12 protein-coding genes are annotated in these 14,618 nt (G+C 64.5%); 10 read left to right on the plus strand and 2 right to left on the minus strand.

The genetic code is table 11. The features are described from left to right. The first annotated feature begins 279 nt into the window (after positions 1 to 279). Entirely contained in the window at positions 280 to 1,419 is a 1,140-nt protein-coding gene (locus RHIZ70P_RS08090; protein WP_115669866.1) for an acyl-CoA dehydrogenase family protein, read from the plus strand. Between the two features lie 10 nt (positions 1,420 to 1,429). Next, positions 1,430 to 2,503 (plus strand): enoyl-CoA hydratase/isomerase family protein, encoded by a 1,074-nt coding sequence (locus tag RHIZ70P_RS08095; RefSeq protein WP_115669867.1) that lies wholly within the window; start codon positions 1,430 to 1,432, stop codon positions 2,501 to 2,503. 15 nt (positions 2,504 to 2,518) lie between these two features. Here the strand turns inward: RHIZ70P_RS08095 and RHIZ70P_RS08100 are convergent, their stop codons facing one another. Beyond that, positions 2,519 to 3,928 (minus strand): helix-turn-helix domain-containing protein, encoded by a 1,410-nt coding sequence (locus RHIZ70P_RS08100; protein WP_115669868.1) that lies wholly within the window; start codon positions 3,926 to 3,928, stop codon positions 2,519 to 2,521. A 131-nt stretch (positions 3,929 to 4,059) separates the two neighbouring features. Here RHIZ70P_RS08100 and RHIZ70P_RS08105 point away from each other — a divergent pair, with 131 nt between their 5' ends. The 5 genes from RHIZ70P_RS08105 (at position 4,060) to scpA (ending at position 10,791) form a co-directional block, all read left to right on the plus strand. Next, complete coding sequence (locus tag RHIZ70P_RS08105; RefSeq protein ID WP_115669869.1) at positions 4,060 to 5,592, plus strand: acyl-CoA carboxylase subunit beta; 1,533 nt, start codon at positions 4,060 to 4,062, stop codon at positions 5,590 to 5,592. Between the two features lie 13 nt (positions 5,593 to 5,605). Further along, positions 5,606 to 5,983: a hypothetical protein gene (locus RHIZ70P_RS08110; protein ID WP_115669870.1), complete on the plus strand. Its 378-nt coding sequence runs from the start codon at positions 5,606 to 5,608 to the stop codon at positions 5,981 to 5,983. Between the two features lie 57 nt (positions 5,984 to 6,040). Beyond that, the gene (locus RHIZ70P_RS08115; protein ID WP_419178279.1) at positions 6,041 to 6,406 is read left to right on the plus strand and encodes a hypothetical protein; all 366 of its coding nucleotides are present in this window, start codon (positions 6,041 to 6,043) and stop codon (positions 6,404 to 6,406) included. Further along, positions 6,403 to 8,409 carry an acetyl-CoA carboxylase biotin carboxylase subunit gene (locus tag RHIZ70P_RS08120; protein WP_115669872.1) on the plus strand — a complete coding sequence of 669 codons (2,007 nt, stop codon included), beginning with the start codon at positions 6,403 to 6,405 and terminating at the stop codon, positions 8,407 to 8,409. The genes RHIZ70P_RS08115 and RHIZ70P_RS08120 overlap by 4 nt, the downstream gene beginning before the upstream one ends. A 246-nt stretch (positions 8,410 to 8,655) precedes the next feature. After that, positions 8,656 to 10,791: a methylmalonyl-CoA mutase gene (gene scpA, locus RHIZ70P_RS08125; RefSeq protein WP_115669873.1), complete on the plus strand. Its 2,136-nt coding sequence runs from the start codon at positions 8,656 to 8,658 to the stop codon at positions 10,789 to 10,791. 4 nt (positions 10,792 to 10,795) lie between these two features. Here the strand turns inward: scpA and RHIZ70P_RS08130 are convergent, their stop codons facing one another. Beyond that, positions 10,796 to 11,737, minus strand: coding sequence for a LysR family transcriptional regulator (locus RHIZ70P_RS08130; RefSeq protein WP_115669874.1), 942 nt, complete (start codon positions 11,735 to 11,737; stop codon positions 10,796 to 10,798). A gap of 168 nt (positions 11,738 to 11,905) precedes the next feature. Here RHIZ70P_RS08130 and RHIZ70P_RS08135 point away from each other — a divergent pair, with 168 nt between their 5' ends. From RHIZ70P_RS08135 to RHIZ70P_RS08145, 3 genes are read left to right on the plus strand one after another with little or no spacing between them, the layout of a single operon-like run. Beyond that, complete coding sequence (locus RHIZ70P_RS08135; protein ID WP_115669875.1) at positions 11,906 to 13,108, plus strand: ABC transporter substrate-binding protein; 1,203 nt, start codon at positions 11,906 to 11,908, stop codon at positions 13,106 to 13,108. A gap of 25 nt (positions 13,109 to 13,133) precedes the next feature. After that, positions 13,134 to 13,913 carry an ABC transporter ATP-binding protein gene (locus RHIZ70P_RS08140; RefSeq protein ID WP_115669876.1) on the plus strand — a complete coding sequence of 260 codons (780 nt, stop codon included), beginning with the start codon at positions 13,134 to 13,136 and terminating at the stop codon, positions 13,911 to 13,913. Then, a complete protein-coding gene (locus RHIZ70P_RS08145) occupies positions 13,913 to 14,614 on the plus strand; it encodes an ABC transporter ATP-binding protein (RefSeq protein WP_115669877.1) in 702 nt (233 codons plus the stop codon). Before RHIZ70P_RS08140 ends, RHIZ70P_RS08145 begins: the two co-directional genes overlap by 1 nt. The last annotated feature ends 4 nt before the right edge of the window (positions 14,615 to 14,618 follow it).

The raw sequence follows: 14,618 nt of genomic DNA on the forward strand, positions 1-14,618 counted from the left end.
GGCCGTCCCCTCTCCCCGTTTACGGGGAGAGGGTCAGGGTGAGGGGCAAATGCCAGACGCAAACGACACCCCCTTGGTTTCCGTTCGCGCGCCCTCATCCGGCGCTGCGCGCCACCTTCTCCCGGCCAGAAGCCAGGAGCACCCGCCCAAAAGATCGCACACTCCCTTTTCGCAACCCCGACTTTCGCCAGGGGTGATCGTCGGTCCGAAGCTGTGGTAAGCCGGTCGGCAATCAAGGGCGCCGTGACGCAGGCGGTGCCCATCTCTTGGAGGAGAGCCATGGATTTCACCCTCAGCGATCAGCAGCAGGCCTTCGTCGACATGGCGACCGACTTCGCCGCCGAGGAACTTGCCCCCTTTGCGCTTGAATGGGACCAGAGCAAGCATTTTCCCATCGACACGCTGAAGAAGGCGGGCAGCCTCGGCCTCGGCGCCATCTGTGTCGCCGACGACGTCGGCGGCTCCGGGCTCGGCCGGCTCGACACGGCGCTGATCATCGAGGCACTCGCCACCGGCTGCCCGACGGTTGCCGCCTATATCTCGATCCACAACATGTGCGCGACGATGATCGACCGCTACGGCACGCCCGAGCAGCGCGAGACCCACCTGCCGGCACTCGCCACCATGGATGCGCTCGCCAGCTATTGCCTGACCGAACCCGCCTGCGGCTCGGATGCGGCCGCCCTGAAGACCCGCGCCGTGCGCGACGGCGACGATTATGTGCTGAACGGCCAGAAGCAGTTCATCTCCGGCGCGGGCGCCAGCGCCCTCTATCTCGTCATGGCCCGCACCGGCGAAGATGGCCCGAAGGGCATTTCCACCTTCCTCGTTCCCGGAGATGCCAAGGGACTGACCTTCGGCGCCAACGAAAAGAAGATGGGCTGGAACGCCCAGCCGACCCGCGCCGTGATGATGGACGGAGTGCGCGTGCCCGCCGAAAACCGGCTCGGCGCCGAAGGCGACGGCTTCAGGATCGCCATGTCCGGGCTCGACGGCGGACGCCTCAACATTGCCGCCGCATCGCTCGGCGGCGCGCAATTCGCCTTCGACAAGGCGGTCGCCTACATGAAGGACCGCAAGGCCTTCGGCCGCCCGATCGCCGAATTCCAGGCGCTGCAGTTCGAACTTGCCGACATGGCGACCGAACTGGAATCGGCCCGCACCTTCCTTTGGCGCGCCGCAAGCGCGCTGGACGACAGGGCGCCCAACGCCACGACGCTCTGCGCCATGGCCAAGCGTCTGGTCACCGATCGCTGCTTCGATGTCGCCAACCGCGCCTTGCAGTTGCATGGCGGCTATGGCTATCTCGCCGAATACGGCATCGAGAAGATCGTCCGCGACCTGCGCGTCCACCAGATCCTCGAAGGCACCAACGAGATCATGCGGGTGATCGTCGCCCGCTCGGTGATCGGCGCGTAAGGAGAGAACCATGCGATACCTGACGACGGACCTCACCGGCGAGGAGGTGCTGACCGGCCAAACCGGCGCGCTCGGCCTGATCGCGCTGAACCGCCCCCGTGTCATCAACAGCCTGTCGCGCGAGATGATCCGCCAGATCGAGACGGCGCTCGACACCTTCGAGACCGATCCGTCGATCGCCGCGGTCCTCGTCACCGGCGAAGGCGAGCGCGGCTTCTGCGCCGGCGGCGACATCAGAATGCTCTACGAGAGCGGCCGCGCCGGCAGTCCGGACGCGCAAGAATTCCTGCGGGAGGAATACCGGCTCAACGGCCGCATCGGCCGCTATCCGAAACCTTACGTCGTCATCATGGACGGCATCACCATGGGCGGCGGCGTGGGCTTGTCCGGCCATGCCAGCCACCGCATCGCCACCGACACGACGAAGCTCGCCATGCCGGAAACCGGAATCGGCTTCTTTCCCGATGTCGGCGCAACCTGGCTTCTGTCCCACGCCCCGGGCGAACTCGGCACCTATATGGGCCTGACCGGCGAGCCTATCGGTCCGGCCGACGCCATCGCCGCCGGCTTTGCCGACGTTTTCGTTCCCGCCGCGAATCTCGTTTCCCTTGCAGAACGCCTCGCAGCAATACCCGCTGGCGTAGACGCCCAAGCCGTGACGGACTTGATCGCGAACTTCGCAGCGAAGGCGCCCGAGGGACAGTTCGCCGCGAACCGCGCCCTGATCGACCGCTGCTTCGCCTTCGACAGCGTCGAGCAGATTCTTGCCGCACTCGAGGCCGAGGACAGCGACTTCGCGGCGAAAGCCAAGGCGACCATGCTGACCAAGTCGCCGACGAGCCTCAAGGTGACGCTGGCGCTACTGCGCGCCGGCCGGACCTCGCCGGATCTCGAAACCTGCCTCGCGCGTGAATTTTCCGCGACTGCGCAGACGTTGAAGACTCCGGATTTCTACGAGGGCATCCGCGCCGCCATCATCGACAAGGACCGTAACCCGCAATGGTCCCCGGCCACGCTCGATGCGGTCGGCCCGGACATCGTCGAAGCGTTTTTCGCGCCCCATCCGCAGCCGCTGTTCGGGTAAAAGGGTCTTCCCCCCTCACTCGATCTCGTAAGGCGTCGCGTTCCGCACGCTGTGGTCCACCACCAGCTTGCGCTTCAAGGGCGGCACGGCGCGGCTGGTGCATTTGACCCTTTCGCAGATCCGGCAGGAAATGCCGATCGGGTCGAAGGCGGCGCGGTTGGAGAGATCGAGATCGTCGGCATAGACGAATTGATCGGCGTAGGAGATCTCGCAGCCGAGCGCGAGCGCATAGCGCGGCTGGGCGGCGCGAAAGCCGAGCGTGCCCTTGTTGACCTGCATGGCAAGACAGAGATAACGCACCCCATCCGGCGTCTCGGCCAGCTGGCGGATGATCCGCCCCGGCGCCTCGAAGGCCTGGTGGGCGTTCCACAAGGGACAGGCCGCGCCGAAACGGGCGAACTGCAGACGCGCCGCGCTGTGCCGCTTGGTGATGTTTCCGGCCCTATCGATGCGGGCAAAGAAGATCGGCACGCCCTTCAGCCCCGGCCGCTGCAGCGTCGAAAGCCGATGGCAGACCTGCTCCAGCGATGCGCCGAAGCGGGCGGCGAGAAGCTCGATGTCGTGGCGCAACTCGCGCGCCGCCTGGTGGAAGCTGCGATAGGGCAGGATCAATGCGCCGGCGAAATAATTGTGCAGCCCAATCCGGCAGACCTCGACCGCCTCCTCGGTGCGGAAGCCCGCCTGCTTCAGCACCTGCTCGATCGTGTCGCTGGCGTGGAGTTGCGCCACCTGGACGGCGATCTGGAAATCGCGGGTCGGCGCCGAGGCATAGCGCGAGAGCGTCAGGATGCGGCTTGCCGGGTCGAAGCGGCGGATCGCCTCCTCGCCCGCATCGCCGCGCACCACGCGCACCCCGTGGCGGCTCTCGAGGAAGCCGGCAAGCGCCGCGTAGTTCTCTCCCTCCCCGAGCTTCAGCTGGCCGGCCAGGCTCTCCGCCAGGATGTCGATGTCGTGGATGTAGTTGTCGACGAAGTGGAAGAAGTCGCGCACCTCGTCATAGGAGGTGGTCTCGTTCGAGGGGGCGGCGCCGAACCGGTCGTCATAGCTCACCAGCTGTTCGCTGTTGCGGCGATAGGCCTGATGGCAGGTGATCAGCGCATGGGCGAGCCCCGGCGCATTCTGGGTGACGAGCTTCAACTCCTGCAGGCTCGGCGAATAGGTCTCGAACAAGGGGTCGCTCAGCGCCTCCGACAGGGCCGACAAGAGCCGGTCGTTCTGACCCGACGAAAGTTCAGTGATGTCGATGCCGAACTTCTCCGCCAGTGCCAGCAGCACCGAGGCCGAGACCGGCCGCTGGTTGTTCTCGATCTGGTTCAGATAGCTGGTGGAGATGCCGATCTTGTCGGCAAACTGGGCTTGCGTGGCATGGCCCGCCTGCCGGATTTCGCGCACCTTGCGCCCGATGAAAAGCTTGCCGATCGCCATTTGCAATTTCGCATTTTGCTGTTTGCAAATTCATAATTCCACAATTGCACCTGTTCAATCATTTTCTTTGCAAGCCCCTCCGTTTAAGGGCACAAATCACAGAGGCGCCTTGCATTTTGTCGGGAGGAAGCATGCTACAGATTCTGGACCAGCTCGAGGCGCGCCGCGCCGAGGCCCATCTCGGCGGCGGCCAGCGCCGCATCGACGCCCAGCATGCCAAGGGCAAGCTGACGGCGCGCGAGCGCATTGAAGTCCTGCTCGACGAGGGCTCCTTTGAAGAATACGACATGTATGTCACCCATCGCTGCACCGATTTCGGAATGCAGGAACAGAAGATCGCCGGCGACGGCGTCGTCACTGGCTGGGGCACGATCAACGGCCGCCAGGTCTATGTCTTCTCCCAGGACTTCACCGTGCTCGGCGGCTCGCTGTCCGAGACCCATGCCCAGAAGATCTGCAAGATCATGGATATGGCGCTGAAGAACGGCGCGCCGGTGATCGGCCTCAACGATTCGGGCGGCGCCCGCATCCAGGAAGGCGTCGCCTCGCTTGCCGGTTATGCCGACGTATTCAAGCGCAATGTCGACGCCTCGGGCGTCGTGCCGCAGATTTCCGTCATCATGGGCCCCTGCGCCGGCGGTGCGGTCTATTCGCCGGCCATGACCGACTTCATCTTCATGGTGCGCGATAGCTCCTACATGTTCGTCACCGGCCCGGACGTGGTGAAGACCGTCACCAACGAGATCGTCACGGCCGAGGAACTCGGCGGCGCCGGCACCCACACGAAGAAGTCCTCGGTCGCCGACGGCGCCTATGAGAACGACATCGAGGCACTGGAGCAGGTCCGCCTGCTGTTCGATTTCCTGCCGCTCAACAACCGCGAAAAGCCGCCGGTGCGCCCCTTCCACGACGACCCGGCGCGCATCGAGGCCCGCCTCGACACGCTGATCCCGGACAGCTCCAACAAGCCCTACGATATGAAGGAACTGATCTACGCGCTCGCCGACGAGGGCGATTTCTTCGAGATCCAGGAAGCCTTTGCCAAGAACATCATCACCGGCTTCATCCGCATGGAAGGCCAGTCGGTCGGCGTCGTCGCCAACCAGCCCATGGTGCTCGCCGGCTGCCTCGACATTGATAGCTCGCGCAAGGCCGCCCGTTTCGTCCGCTTCTGCGATGCCTTCAACATCCCGATCCTGACGCTCGTCGACGTGCCCGGCTTCCTGCCCGGCACGGCGCAGGAATATGGCGGCGTCATCAAGCACGGCGCCAAGCTCCTGTTCGCCTACAGCCAGGCGACCGTGCCGATGGTGACGCTCATCACCCGCAAGGCCTATGGCGGCGCCTACGACGTGATGGCTTCCAAGCATATCGGCGCCGACATCAACTATGCCTGGCCGACCGCCGAAATCGCCGTCATGGGTGCCAAGGGCGCGACCGAAATCCTCTACCGCTCCGAACTCGGCGACGCCGAGAAGATCGCGGCCCGCACCAAGGAATACGAGGTCAACTTCGCCAACCCGTTCAAGGCTGCCGAGCGCGGCTTCGTCGACGAGGTGATCATGCCGCATTCCTCACGCCGCCGCATCGCCCGCGCCTTCGCCTCGCTACGCAACAAGCAGGTCGGCACGCACTGGAAGAAGCACGACACGATCCCATTGTAAGGGGAACATGCCCATGGCCAAGACCCCCGAAATGACCAAGCATCGCGGCTTTCCGTCCGGACTGCCGGGACACGGTCATCATTTTACCATCAGGCGGCCGAACCAGAACGGGGCGACACCGCTGAAGCCCCTGCAACGGCTCGCCCGGCCCAACACGATCGAGCAGAAGGTCGACGCGGCCTTCCTGCACGCGCTCTGGCACCATTTCGGCGACGAACCGTTCGAGCGCGGCAATCTCGATGCCGGCCGACTCAACCTGCTGTTCGGCCGCGAGGTGATCCCGGCCGAGAGCCCGTTCGACCCGACCTCCTACCAGGCGCTGCTGCGGATCGACGAGCGCGTCGGCCGCAAGAGCTTCCCGGAAGCCTTCGAAGACGTAATGGAAATCTGACATGGCGCCCGACGAAATCCGCCAGCGGGGTCGCAGCTGATGGCCAAGGATCCGCTCATGCCCAAGCATGCCGGCTTCCCGGCCGGACTGCTCGGAACCCAGTGGCAATTCACCATCCGCCGGGCCAATTCCAAGGTCACGCCACTGACCGCCTGGCCGCGCCACCGCACCATGGACAAGTCCGTGGCGCTCGCCGACATCGAATTCGTCCAGGCGCTCTGGCGCCATTTCGGCACGGAACCGTTCCAGCGCGGAAACCTGGATGGCGAACGGCTCTGCCGCTTGTTCGGGCGCGAAGTGCTGCCGGCGGAACGGGCCTTCGATCCCGCCTCGTATTTCGCCCTGCTGAAACTCAATGCAAGCCTGGCGCGGAAGAACTTCCCGCAAGCCTTCGAAGACACAATGGAAGCCGGAAAGCCATGATCAAGAAACTCCTCATCGCCAACCGTGGCGAAATCGCCTGCCGCGTCATCAAGACCGCTAGGAAGATGGGCATCAAGACCGTCGCCGTCTATTCCGACGCCGACCGTGACGCGCTGCACGTGAAGATGGCCGACGAGGCCGTGCACATCGGCCCGGCGCCGTCCAACCAGTCCTACATCGTCATCGAGAAGATTCTCGAGGCGATCGCCAAGACCGGCGCCGACGCCGTCCATCCCGGCTACGGCTTCCTGTCGGAAAACGCCGTCTTCGCCGATGCGCTGGCCAATGCCGGCATCACCTTCGTTGGCCCGCCGGTCAATGCGATCCAGGCCATGGGCGACAAGATCACCTCGAAGAAGCTCGCTGCCGAAGCCGGCGTCTCGACCGTTCCGGGCCATATGGGCCTGATCGAGGACGCCGACGAGGCGGTCAAGATCTCCGACCAGATCGGCTATCCGGTCATGATCAAGGCGTCGGCCGGCGGCGGCGGCAAGGGCATGCGCATCGCCTGGAATGCCGAGGAAGCCCGCGAAGGCTTCCAGTCGTCCCGCAACGAGGCGAAGAACTCCTTCGGCGACGACCGCATCTTCATCGAAAAATTCGTCACCGAGCCGCGCCACATCGAGATCCAGGTGCTGGGCGACAAGCATGGCACCGTGCTCTATCTCGGCGAACGCGAATGCTCGATCCAGCGCCGCAACCAGAAGGTCATCGAGGAGGCCCCCTCGCCCTTCCTCGACGCCGCCACCCGCAAGGCCATGGGCGAACAGGCCGTGGCTCTCGCCAAGGCGGTCGGCTACCACTCCGCCGGCACGGTCGAATTCATCGTCGATGGCAAGCAGAACAAGTTCTACTTCCTCGAGATGAACACCCGCCTGCAGGTCGAACATCCGGTCACCGAACTGATCACCGGCCTCGACCTCGTCGAGCAGATGATTCGCGTCGCCTCGGGTGAGAAGCTGTCCTTCGGCCAGGACGACGTCAAGCTCAATGGCTGGGCGATCGAAAGCCGCCTCTATGCCGAAGACCCCTACCGCAACTTCCTGCCGTCGATCGGCCGGCTCACCCGCTATCACCCGCCGGTAGAGGGCGTGCAGGACGACGGCACGATCGTGCGCAACGACACCGGCGTCTATGACGGCGGCGAGATCTCGATGTATTACGACCCGATGATCGCCAAGCTCTGCACCTGGGCTCCGGATCGTCTGACCGCGATCGACGCCATGTCGAAGGCGCTCGACAGTTTCGAGATCGAAGGCATCGGCCACAACCTGCCCTTCCTCTCGGCCGTGATGCAGCAGGAGCGCTTCCGCTCCGGCAAGATCACCACCGCCTACATCGCCGAGGAGTTCAAGGACGGATTCACCGGTGTCGCTCCCGACGAAAAGGCCGCCCGCAAGCTGGCCGCCATCGCCGCCGTCATCAACCAGACGCTGCAGGAGCGCGCCGTCGCCATTTCCGGCACGATCGGCAATCACCAGCGCAAGGTGGGCCGCGACTGGGTCGTCACGCTTGCCGGCCATGAATTCCCGGTTGCCCTGTCCACCGGCGTCGACGGCATGGCCGTTGCCTTCGCCGACGACGGCAAGTGCGCCGTCACCGGCGGATGGCTGCCCGGCCAGTTGCACACCGTCTTCCACATCGACGGCGAGGCCGTCGGCGTGAAAATCAACCTCGTCGGCCCGGCGATCCGGCTGCGCTGGCGCGGCATGGACGTCACCGCACGCGTGCGGTCGCCGCGCGTCGCCGAGCTTGCCAGGCTGATGCCGGAAAAGCTGCCTCCGGACACCTCGAAAATGCTGCTCTGCCCGATGCCGGGCGTCATCACCTCGGTCGCCGTCAAGGAAGGCGACCAGGTGGAAGCCGGCCAGGCGCTCGCCACCGTCGAGGCGATGAAGATGGAGAACATCCTGAAGGCCGAGAAGCGCAGCGTGGTCAAGAAGATCGCGGTCAAGGCCGGCGAAAGCCTCGCCGTCGACGGCCTGATCATGGAATTCGAATAGTCGTCCCGACCCCTTCTCCCCCACAGGGAGAAGTGCCGAGCGAATGCGAGGCGATGAGGGGGCCACGGGCACAGTGCTTCGCCCCTCATCCGCCTGCCGGCACCTTCTCCCCGTGAACGGGGAGAAGGCCGAGGCGGCAAAGCTTGCGTTACCCTCTCCCCGCCCGCGGGGAGAGAGCAGGGTGAGGGGCAAACAGCAACACTAGCCGTCGGCCCGCAGTTGGTGCGGAGCAGGGAGACTGGACCAATGACCGAAAAGACCATCAAGGACTGGGAAGCGCTGGCCGAGAAGGAGCTGAAGCGTCCGGCCGATACGCTGACCTGGCACACCCCGGAAGGCATCGACGTCAAGCCGCTCTACACGGCGGACGACCTTTCCGGCATCGACCATCTCGGCTCGCTGCCCGGTTTCGCGCCCTTCGTGCGTGGACCGCGCGCCACCATGTATGCCGGCCGCCCCTGGACGATCCGCCAATATGCCGGCTTCTCCACGGCGGAAGAATCCAACGCCTTCTATCGCAAGGCGCTCGCCGCCGGCCAGCAGGGCGTCTCGGTTGCCTTCGACCTCGCCACCCATCGCGGCTATGACTCGGATCACCCGCGCGTCGTCGGCGACGTCGGCAAGGCCGGGGTGGCGATCGACTCGGTCGAGGACATGAAGATCCTGTTCGACGGCATCCCGCTCGAAGCCATCTCGGTCTCCATGACCATGAACGGCGCGGTCATCCCGATCCTCGCCAACTTCATCGTCACCGGCGAGGAACAGGGCGTTTCGCGCGACAAGCTCAGCGGCACCATCCAGAACGATATCCTCAAGGAGTTCATGGTCCGCAACACCTATATCTACCCGCCGGCCCCCTCGATGCGCATCATCGCCGACATCATCGAGTACACGGCGAAGGAGATGCCGAAGTTCAACTCCATCTCGATTTCCGGCTACCACATGCAGGAAGCCGGCGCGACGCTGGTGCAGGAACTGGCCTTCACGCTCGCCGATGGCCGCGAATATGTCCGCGCCGCGCTCGCCAAGGGCCTGAACGTCGACGATTTCGCCGGCCGCCTGTCCTTCTTCTTCGCCATCGGCATGAACTTCTTCATGGAAGCCGCCAAGCTTCGCGCCGCCCGCCTTCTCTGGACCCGCATCATGCAGGAGTTTCAGCCGAAGAAGGCCTCCTCGCTGATGCTGCGGACCCATTGTCAGACCTCGGGCGTGTCGCTGCAGGAGCAGGATCCCTACAACAACGTCATCCGCACGGCCTACGAGGCGCTGTCGGCGGCGCTGGGCGGCACCCAGTCGCTGCATACGAATGCTCTGGATGAAGCTATCGCGCTGCCGACCGATTTCTCCGCTCGCATCGCCCGCAACACCCAGCTCATCCTGCAGAACGAGACCGGCGTCACCAAGGTCGTCGATCCGCTCGCCGGCTCCTACTATGTCGAGAGCCTGACCAACGAGCTGGCGGAAAAGGCCTGGGCCCTGATCGAGGAAGTGGAAGCCATGGGCGGCATGACCAAGGCGGTCGATGCCGGCCTGCCGAAGCGGCTGATCGAGGAGGCCGCGACCCGTCGCCAGGCCGCCGTCGACAAGGGCGAGGAAGTCATCGTCGGCGTCAACAAGTTCCGGCTGGAGAACGAAGACCCGATCGACATCCTCGACATCGACAACACTGCCGTGCGCACCTCGCAGATCAAGCGCATCGAACAGACCCGCCGCCAGCGAGACCCGAAGGCGGTGGAAACCGCGCTCGCCCGCATCACCGATTATGCCCGCACCGGTGAGGGCAATCTCCTGGAAGCCGCCGTAGAGGCTGCCCGGGCCCGCGCCACCGTCGGCGAGATCTCCGACGCCATGCGTGCCGTCTATGGCGACCATGCCGCGACCCCTGTGGTCGTGCACGACATCTACGGCAAGGCTTACGAAGGCGACCCGGAAATGCAAATGCTGTCCGGCCGCCTGAACGATTATGCGAAGAAGGCCGGCAAGCCACGCATCATGGTCGCCAAGCTCGGCCAGGACGGCCACGACCGCGGCGCCAAGGTGATCGCCTCGGCTTTCGGCGACATCGGCTTCGACGTCGTTGCGGGTCCGCTGTTCCAGACGCCGGAAGAGGCCGCCGCACTCGCGGTTTCCGAAAAGGTCCAGGTGGTTGGCATGTCGTCGCTCGCCGCCGGTCACAAGACGCTCGCGCCGCAACTGGTGGAGGCGCTCAAAGCCAGGGGCGCCAAGGACGTGATCGTCGTCGTCGGCGGGGTTATCCCGCGCCAGGACTACGACTATCTCATGCAGCACGGCGTCTCGGCCGTGTTCGGTCCGGGCACCAATGTCATGGAGGCGGCGCGCACCGTGCTCGACCTCATCGAGGGGCGCCTGCGCAACGCCTGAGGCGTCAGCCCACTGCTCCGATGACCGGACGCCCGACGGCGGGGCGTCCGGTGAAGGCTTCCGCCTGGCCGCTGACCACGCCGCGCAGGAATTCGATCACGGTCCGCACCCGCGCCACCTGCCTCAGATCGTGATGGCAGGCGATCCAGTAATGGCGGCAGAGGTCGATCTCGTCTTCCAGCACCACCTGCAATTCCGGATAGCGCTCGGCAATGAAGATCGGCAGCACGCAGAGCCCCAGCCCGCTGCGGGTCGCGGTCAGCTGGGCGAAGATGCTGGAACTCTGGAAGTGAGGCCGGATACGCGGATGGATGTCGCCCAGATAATCCAGTCCCGGCGCGAAGATCATGTCCTGGATATAGCCGATGAAGGCATGTTCCAGCAGTTCGTCCCGGTTCTTCGGCTCGCCGCGCCTGGCGATGTAATCGCGCGTCGCATAGATCTTCAGGTGATAGTCGGTGAGCTTCTCGGTAAAGTAAGGCCCGCCCTTCGGCGGATCGAGGACCACTGCGACGTCGGCCTCCTTGCGCGACAAGGCCATGATCTGCTGGATCGTCACCAGTTCTAGCGAGACGTTCGGGTGCCGGGTGGTGAAATCCGGTAACATGTGCGTGAAGAAGAAGTTGGAAAACCCCTCCGGCGCCGACAGCCGCACCACCCCGCGCTGCGCCGTCGGCCCGCCCGCAAGATCCGCCTGCAACCGCTCCGTCTCCTGCTCGATCTTCTCCGCCGTCTCGACGAAGCGCTGGCCCATGACGGTCAGCACGTAGCCTCGCGGATTGCGCTCGAACAGCTTGACCTTCAGCGCGAACTCCAGCCGGTCGATCCGCCGCGAGACCGTCGCATGGCTCGAACGAAGCTGTCGTGCGGCGGTCGACAACTGCCCCGTCCGCGCCACGGCGAGAAAGAATTGCAGGTCGTCCCAGGTGAAATTGAAATTGCTCATGCAGCCCCCGTCTGTTCAAAAATGAACAGAGCCTGTTTGCATTTAGTCAGGAACTCCGCTTGCGTCAACGGGAGCTTTCCGGGATCATGCCACCTGACATGCTGCTCTGAGGAGGACAGCTGGTCAATTTTGAACAGGTTCGCGACCTGCACTCTGGGAGGAGATCAAATGCGCAACAAGCTCATCGCGTCCATGGCCATGGTTCTGGCATCGAGCACGGCGGCCTTCGCCGAGCCGTCTGACGGCAAAGTGAAGATCGGCATCCTGAACGATCAGTCCGGCGTCTATGCCGACTTCGGCGGTAAGTTCTCCTACGAGGCCGCCAAGATGGCGGTCGAGGATTACGGTGGCAAGGTGCTCGGTGTTCCGGTCGAAGTCGTCACCGCCGACCACCAGAACAAGCCCGACATCGCGTCCAACATCGCCCGCCAGTGGTATGACACCGAGCAGGTCGACACGATCATGGAACTGACCACCTCGTCGGTCGGCCTCGCCGTCCAGGCGCTGTCCAACGAGAAGAAGAAGATCACCATCAACACTGGTGCGGCTTCCACGGACCTGACCGGCAAGCAGTGCACCCCTTACGGCTTCCATTGGGTCTATGACACCCATGCTCTCGCCGTCGGTACCGGTGGCGCCATCGTTGAGCAGGGCGGCGACAGCTGGTTCTTCCTGACCGCCGACTACGCCTTCGGCTATTCGCTGGAAGAAAACACCGCCAACTTCGTCAAGGAAAAGGGCGGCAAGGTACTCGGCGCTGTGCGCCATCCGCTCGCCACCACCGATTACTCCTCGTTCCTGCTGCAGGCCCAGTCGTCGGGCGCCAAGGTCATCGGCCTTGCCAATGCCGGCATGGACACCCAGAACGCCATCAAACAGGCGGCTGAATTCGGCATCGTCCAGGGCGGCCAGCGCCTGGCGGCCCTGCTCTTCACCCTCGCCGAAGTTCACGGCCTCGGACTTGAAGCCGCCCAGGGCCTGACGCTCACCGAAGCCTTCTACTGGAACCGCGACGACGAGAGCCGCGCCTTCGGCAAGCGCTTCTTCGAGCGCACGGGAGCCATGCCGAACATGGTTCATGCCGGCACCTATTCCGCCGTCACCTCCTACCTGAAGGCCGTCGAAGCCGCCGGTACCGACGAGACGGAGGCGGTTTCCGCCAAGCTGCATGAACTGCCGATCAATGACGTCTTCGCCAAGGGCGGCAAGGTCGCCGCCAACGGCCGCATGATCCACGACGTCTACCTGATGGAAGTGAAGAAGCCGGGCGAAAGCGATGTCGCTTGGGACTATTACAACGTCCTGTCGACCATCCCCGGCGACGTGGCTTTCATGGACCCGGCCAAGTCCGGCTGCCCCCTGGTCAAGTAAGCAACCGAAGAACGCGGACAGATAAATGAGCAATGATCCTGTGCACCAGCAGGACGAGCCGCGGGTGGTCCTTTCCGCCCGCGGCCTTGGCAAGGATTTCTTCGGCTTCACCGCCGTGAACAATGTCGATCTCGACGTCCACCACGCCCGTATCCATGCCCTGATCGGGCCGAACGGCGCCGGCAAGACGACGGTGTTCAACCTCCTGACCAAGTTCCTGCAGCCCACCCGGGGAAAGATCACCCTTCTCGGCACCGACATCACCAACACCAAGCCCGACAAGATCGCGCGCATGGGCATGGTGCGGTCGTTCCAGATCTCGGCCGTCTTTCCGCACCTGACCGTGCTCGAAAACGTCCGCGTCGCCCTCCAGCGGCCGAATGAACTGGCCATACAGTTCTGGCTGCCGCTCTCTTCGCTCGACCGCCTCAACGGCCGGGCGGAGGTCCTGATCGACGAACTCGGGCTCACCCCCTATCGCGACACGCGCGCCGCCGACCTGTCCTATGGCCGCAAGCGCGTGCTGGAAATCGCCACGACGCTGGCCCTCGATCCGGAAGTCCTGCTGCTCGACGAGCCGATGGCCGGCATGGGCCAGGAGGACGTCCGCATGGTCGCCGACATCATCCGCGAAGTCGCCCGTCACCGCGCCGTGCTGATGGTCGAACACAATCTCTCGGTCGTCGCCGACATCTGCCACCACGTCACCGTCCTGCAGCGCGGCGAGATCATCGCCGAAGGCGACTACGCCACCGTCAGCCAGGATCCGCGGGTGCGCACCGCCTATATGGGCACGGAGGACTAATGGCACCGCTTCTCAACGTCGCCGGGCTTCAGGCCTGGTATGGCGAAAGCCACGTTCTTCATGGCGTCGATCTCTACGTCAATGAAGGCGAAATGATCTGCATCCTCGGCCGCAACGGCATGGGCAAGACCACCACGCTCAGGACCATCATGGGCATCCTGCGCAAGCGCTCGGGCGAAATCACCTTCGCCGGCCAGGACATGATGTCGGTCCCGCTGCACAAGTCGGCCCGCGCCGGCCTCGGCTTCGTGCCGGAAGAGCGCGGCATCTTCGCCACGCTCTCGGTCGAGGAAAACCTGATGCTGCCGCCGGTGGTCGCCAAGGGCGGGATGAGCCTCGAGGAAATCTACGAGCTCTTCCCCAACCTCGAGGAGCGCCGCAACAGCCCGGGCACCAAACTGTCGGGCGGCGAACAGCAGATGCTCGCCATGGCCCGCATCCTGCGCACCGGCGCCCGCTGCCTGCTGCTCGACGAGCCGACCGAAGGTCTTGCCCCGGTCATCATCCAGCGCATCGGCGAAGTCCTGGTCAAGCTCAAGGAGCGCGGCATGACCGTCGTTCTCGTCGAACAGAATTTCCGCTTCGCCTCCAAGATCGCCGACCGCTTCTACCTCATGGATCACGGCCAGATGGTTGCCGAATTCCCGGTCGGCCTTCTGCCCGAGCGCATGGATATGCTCAACAAGGTTCTGGGGGTCTGACACC

Source organism: Paenirhizobium selenitireducens ATCC BAA-1503 (genome assembly GCF_900492185.1).
Classification (GTDB): Bacteria; Pseudomonadota; Alphaproteobacteria; order Rhizobiales; family Rhizobiaceae; genus Allorhizobium; species Allorhizobium selenitireducens_A.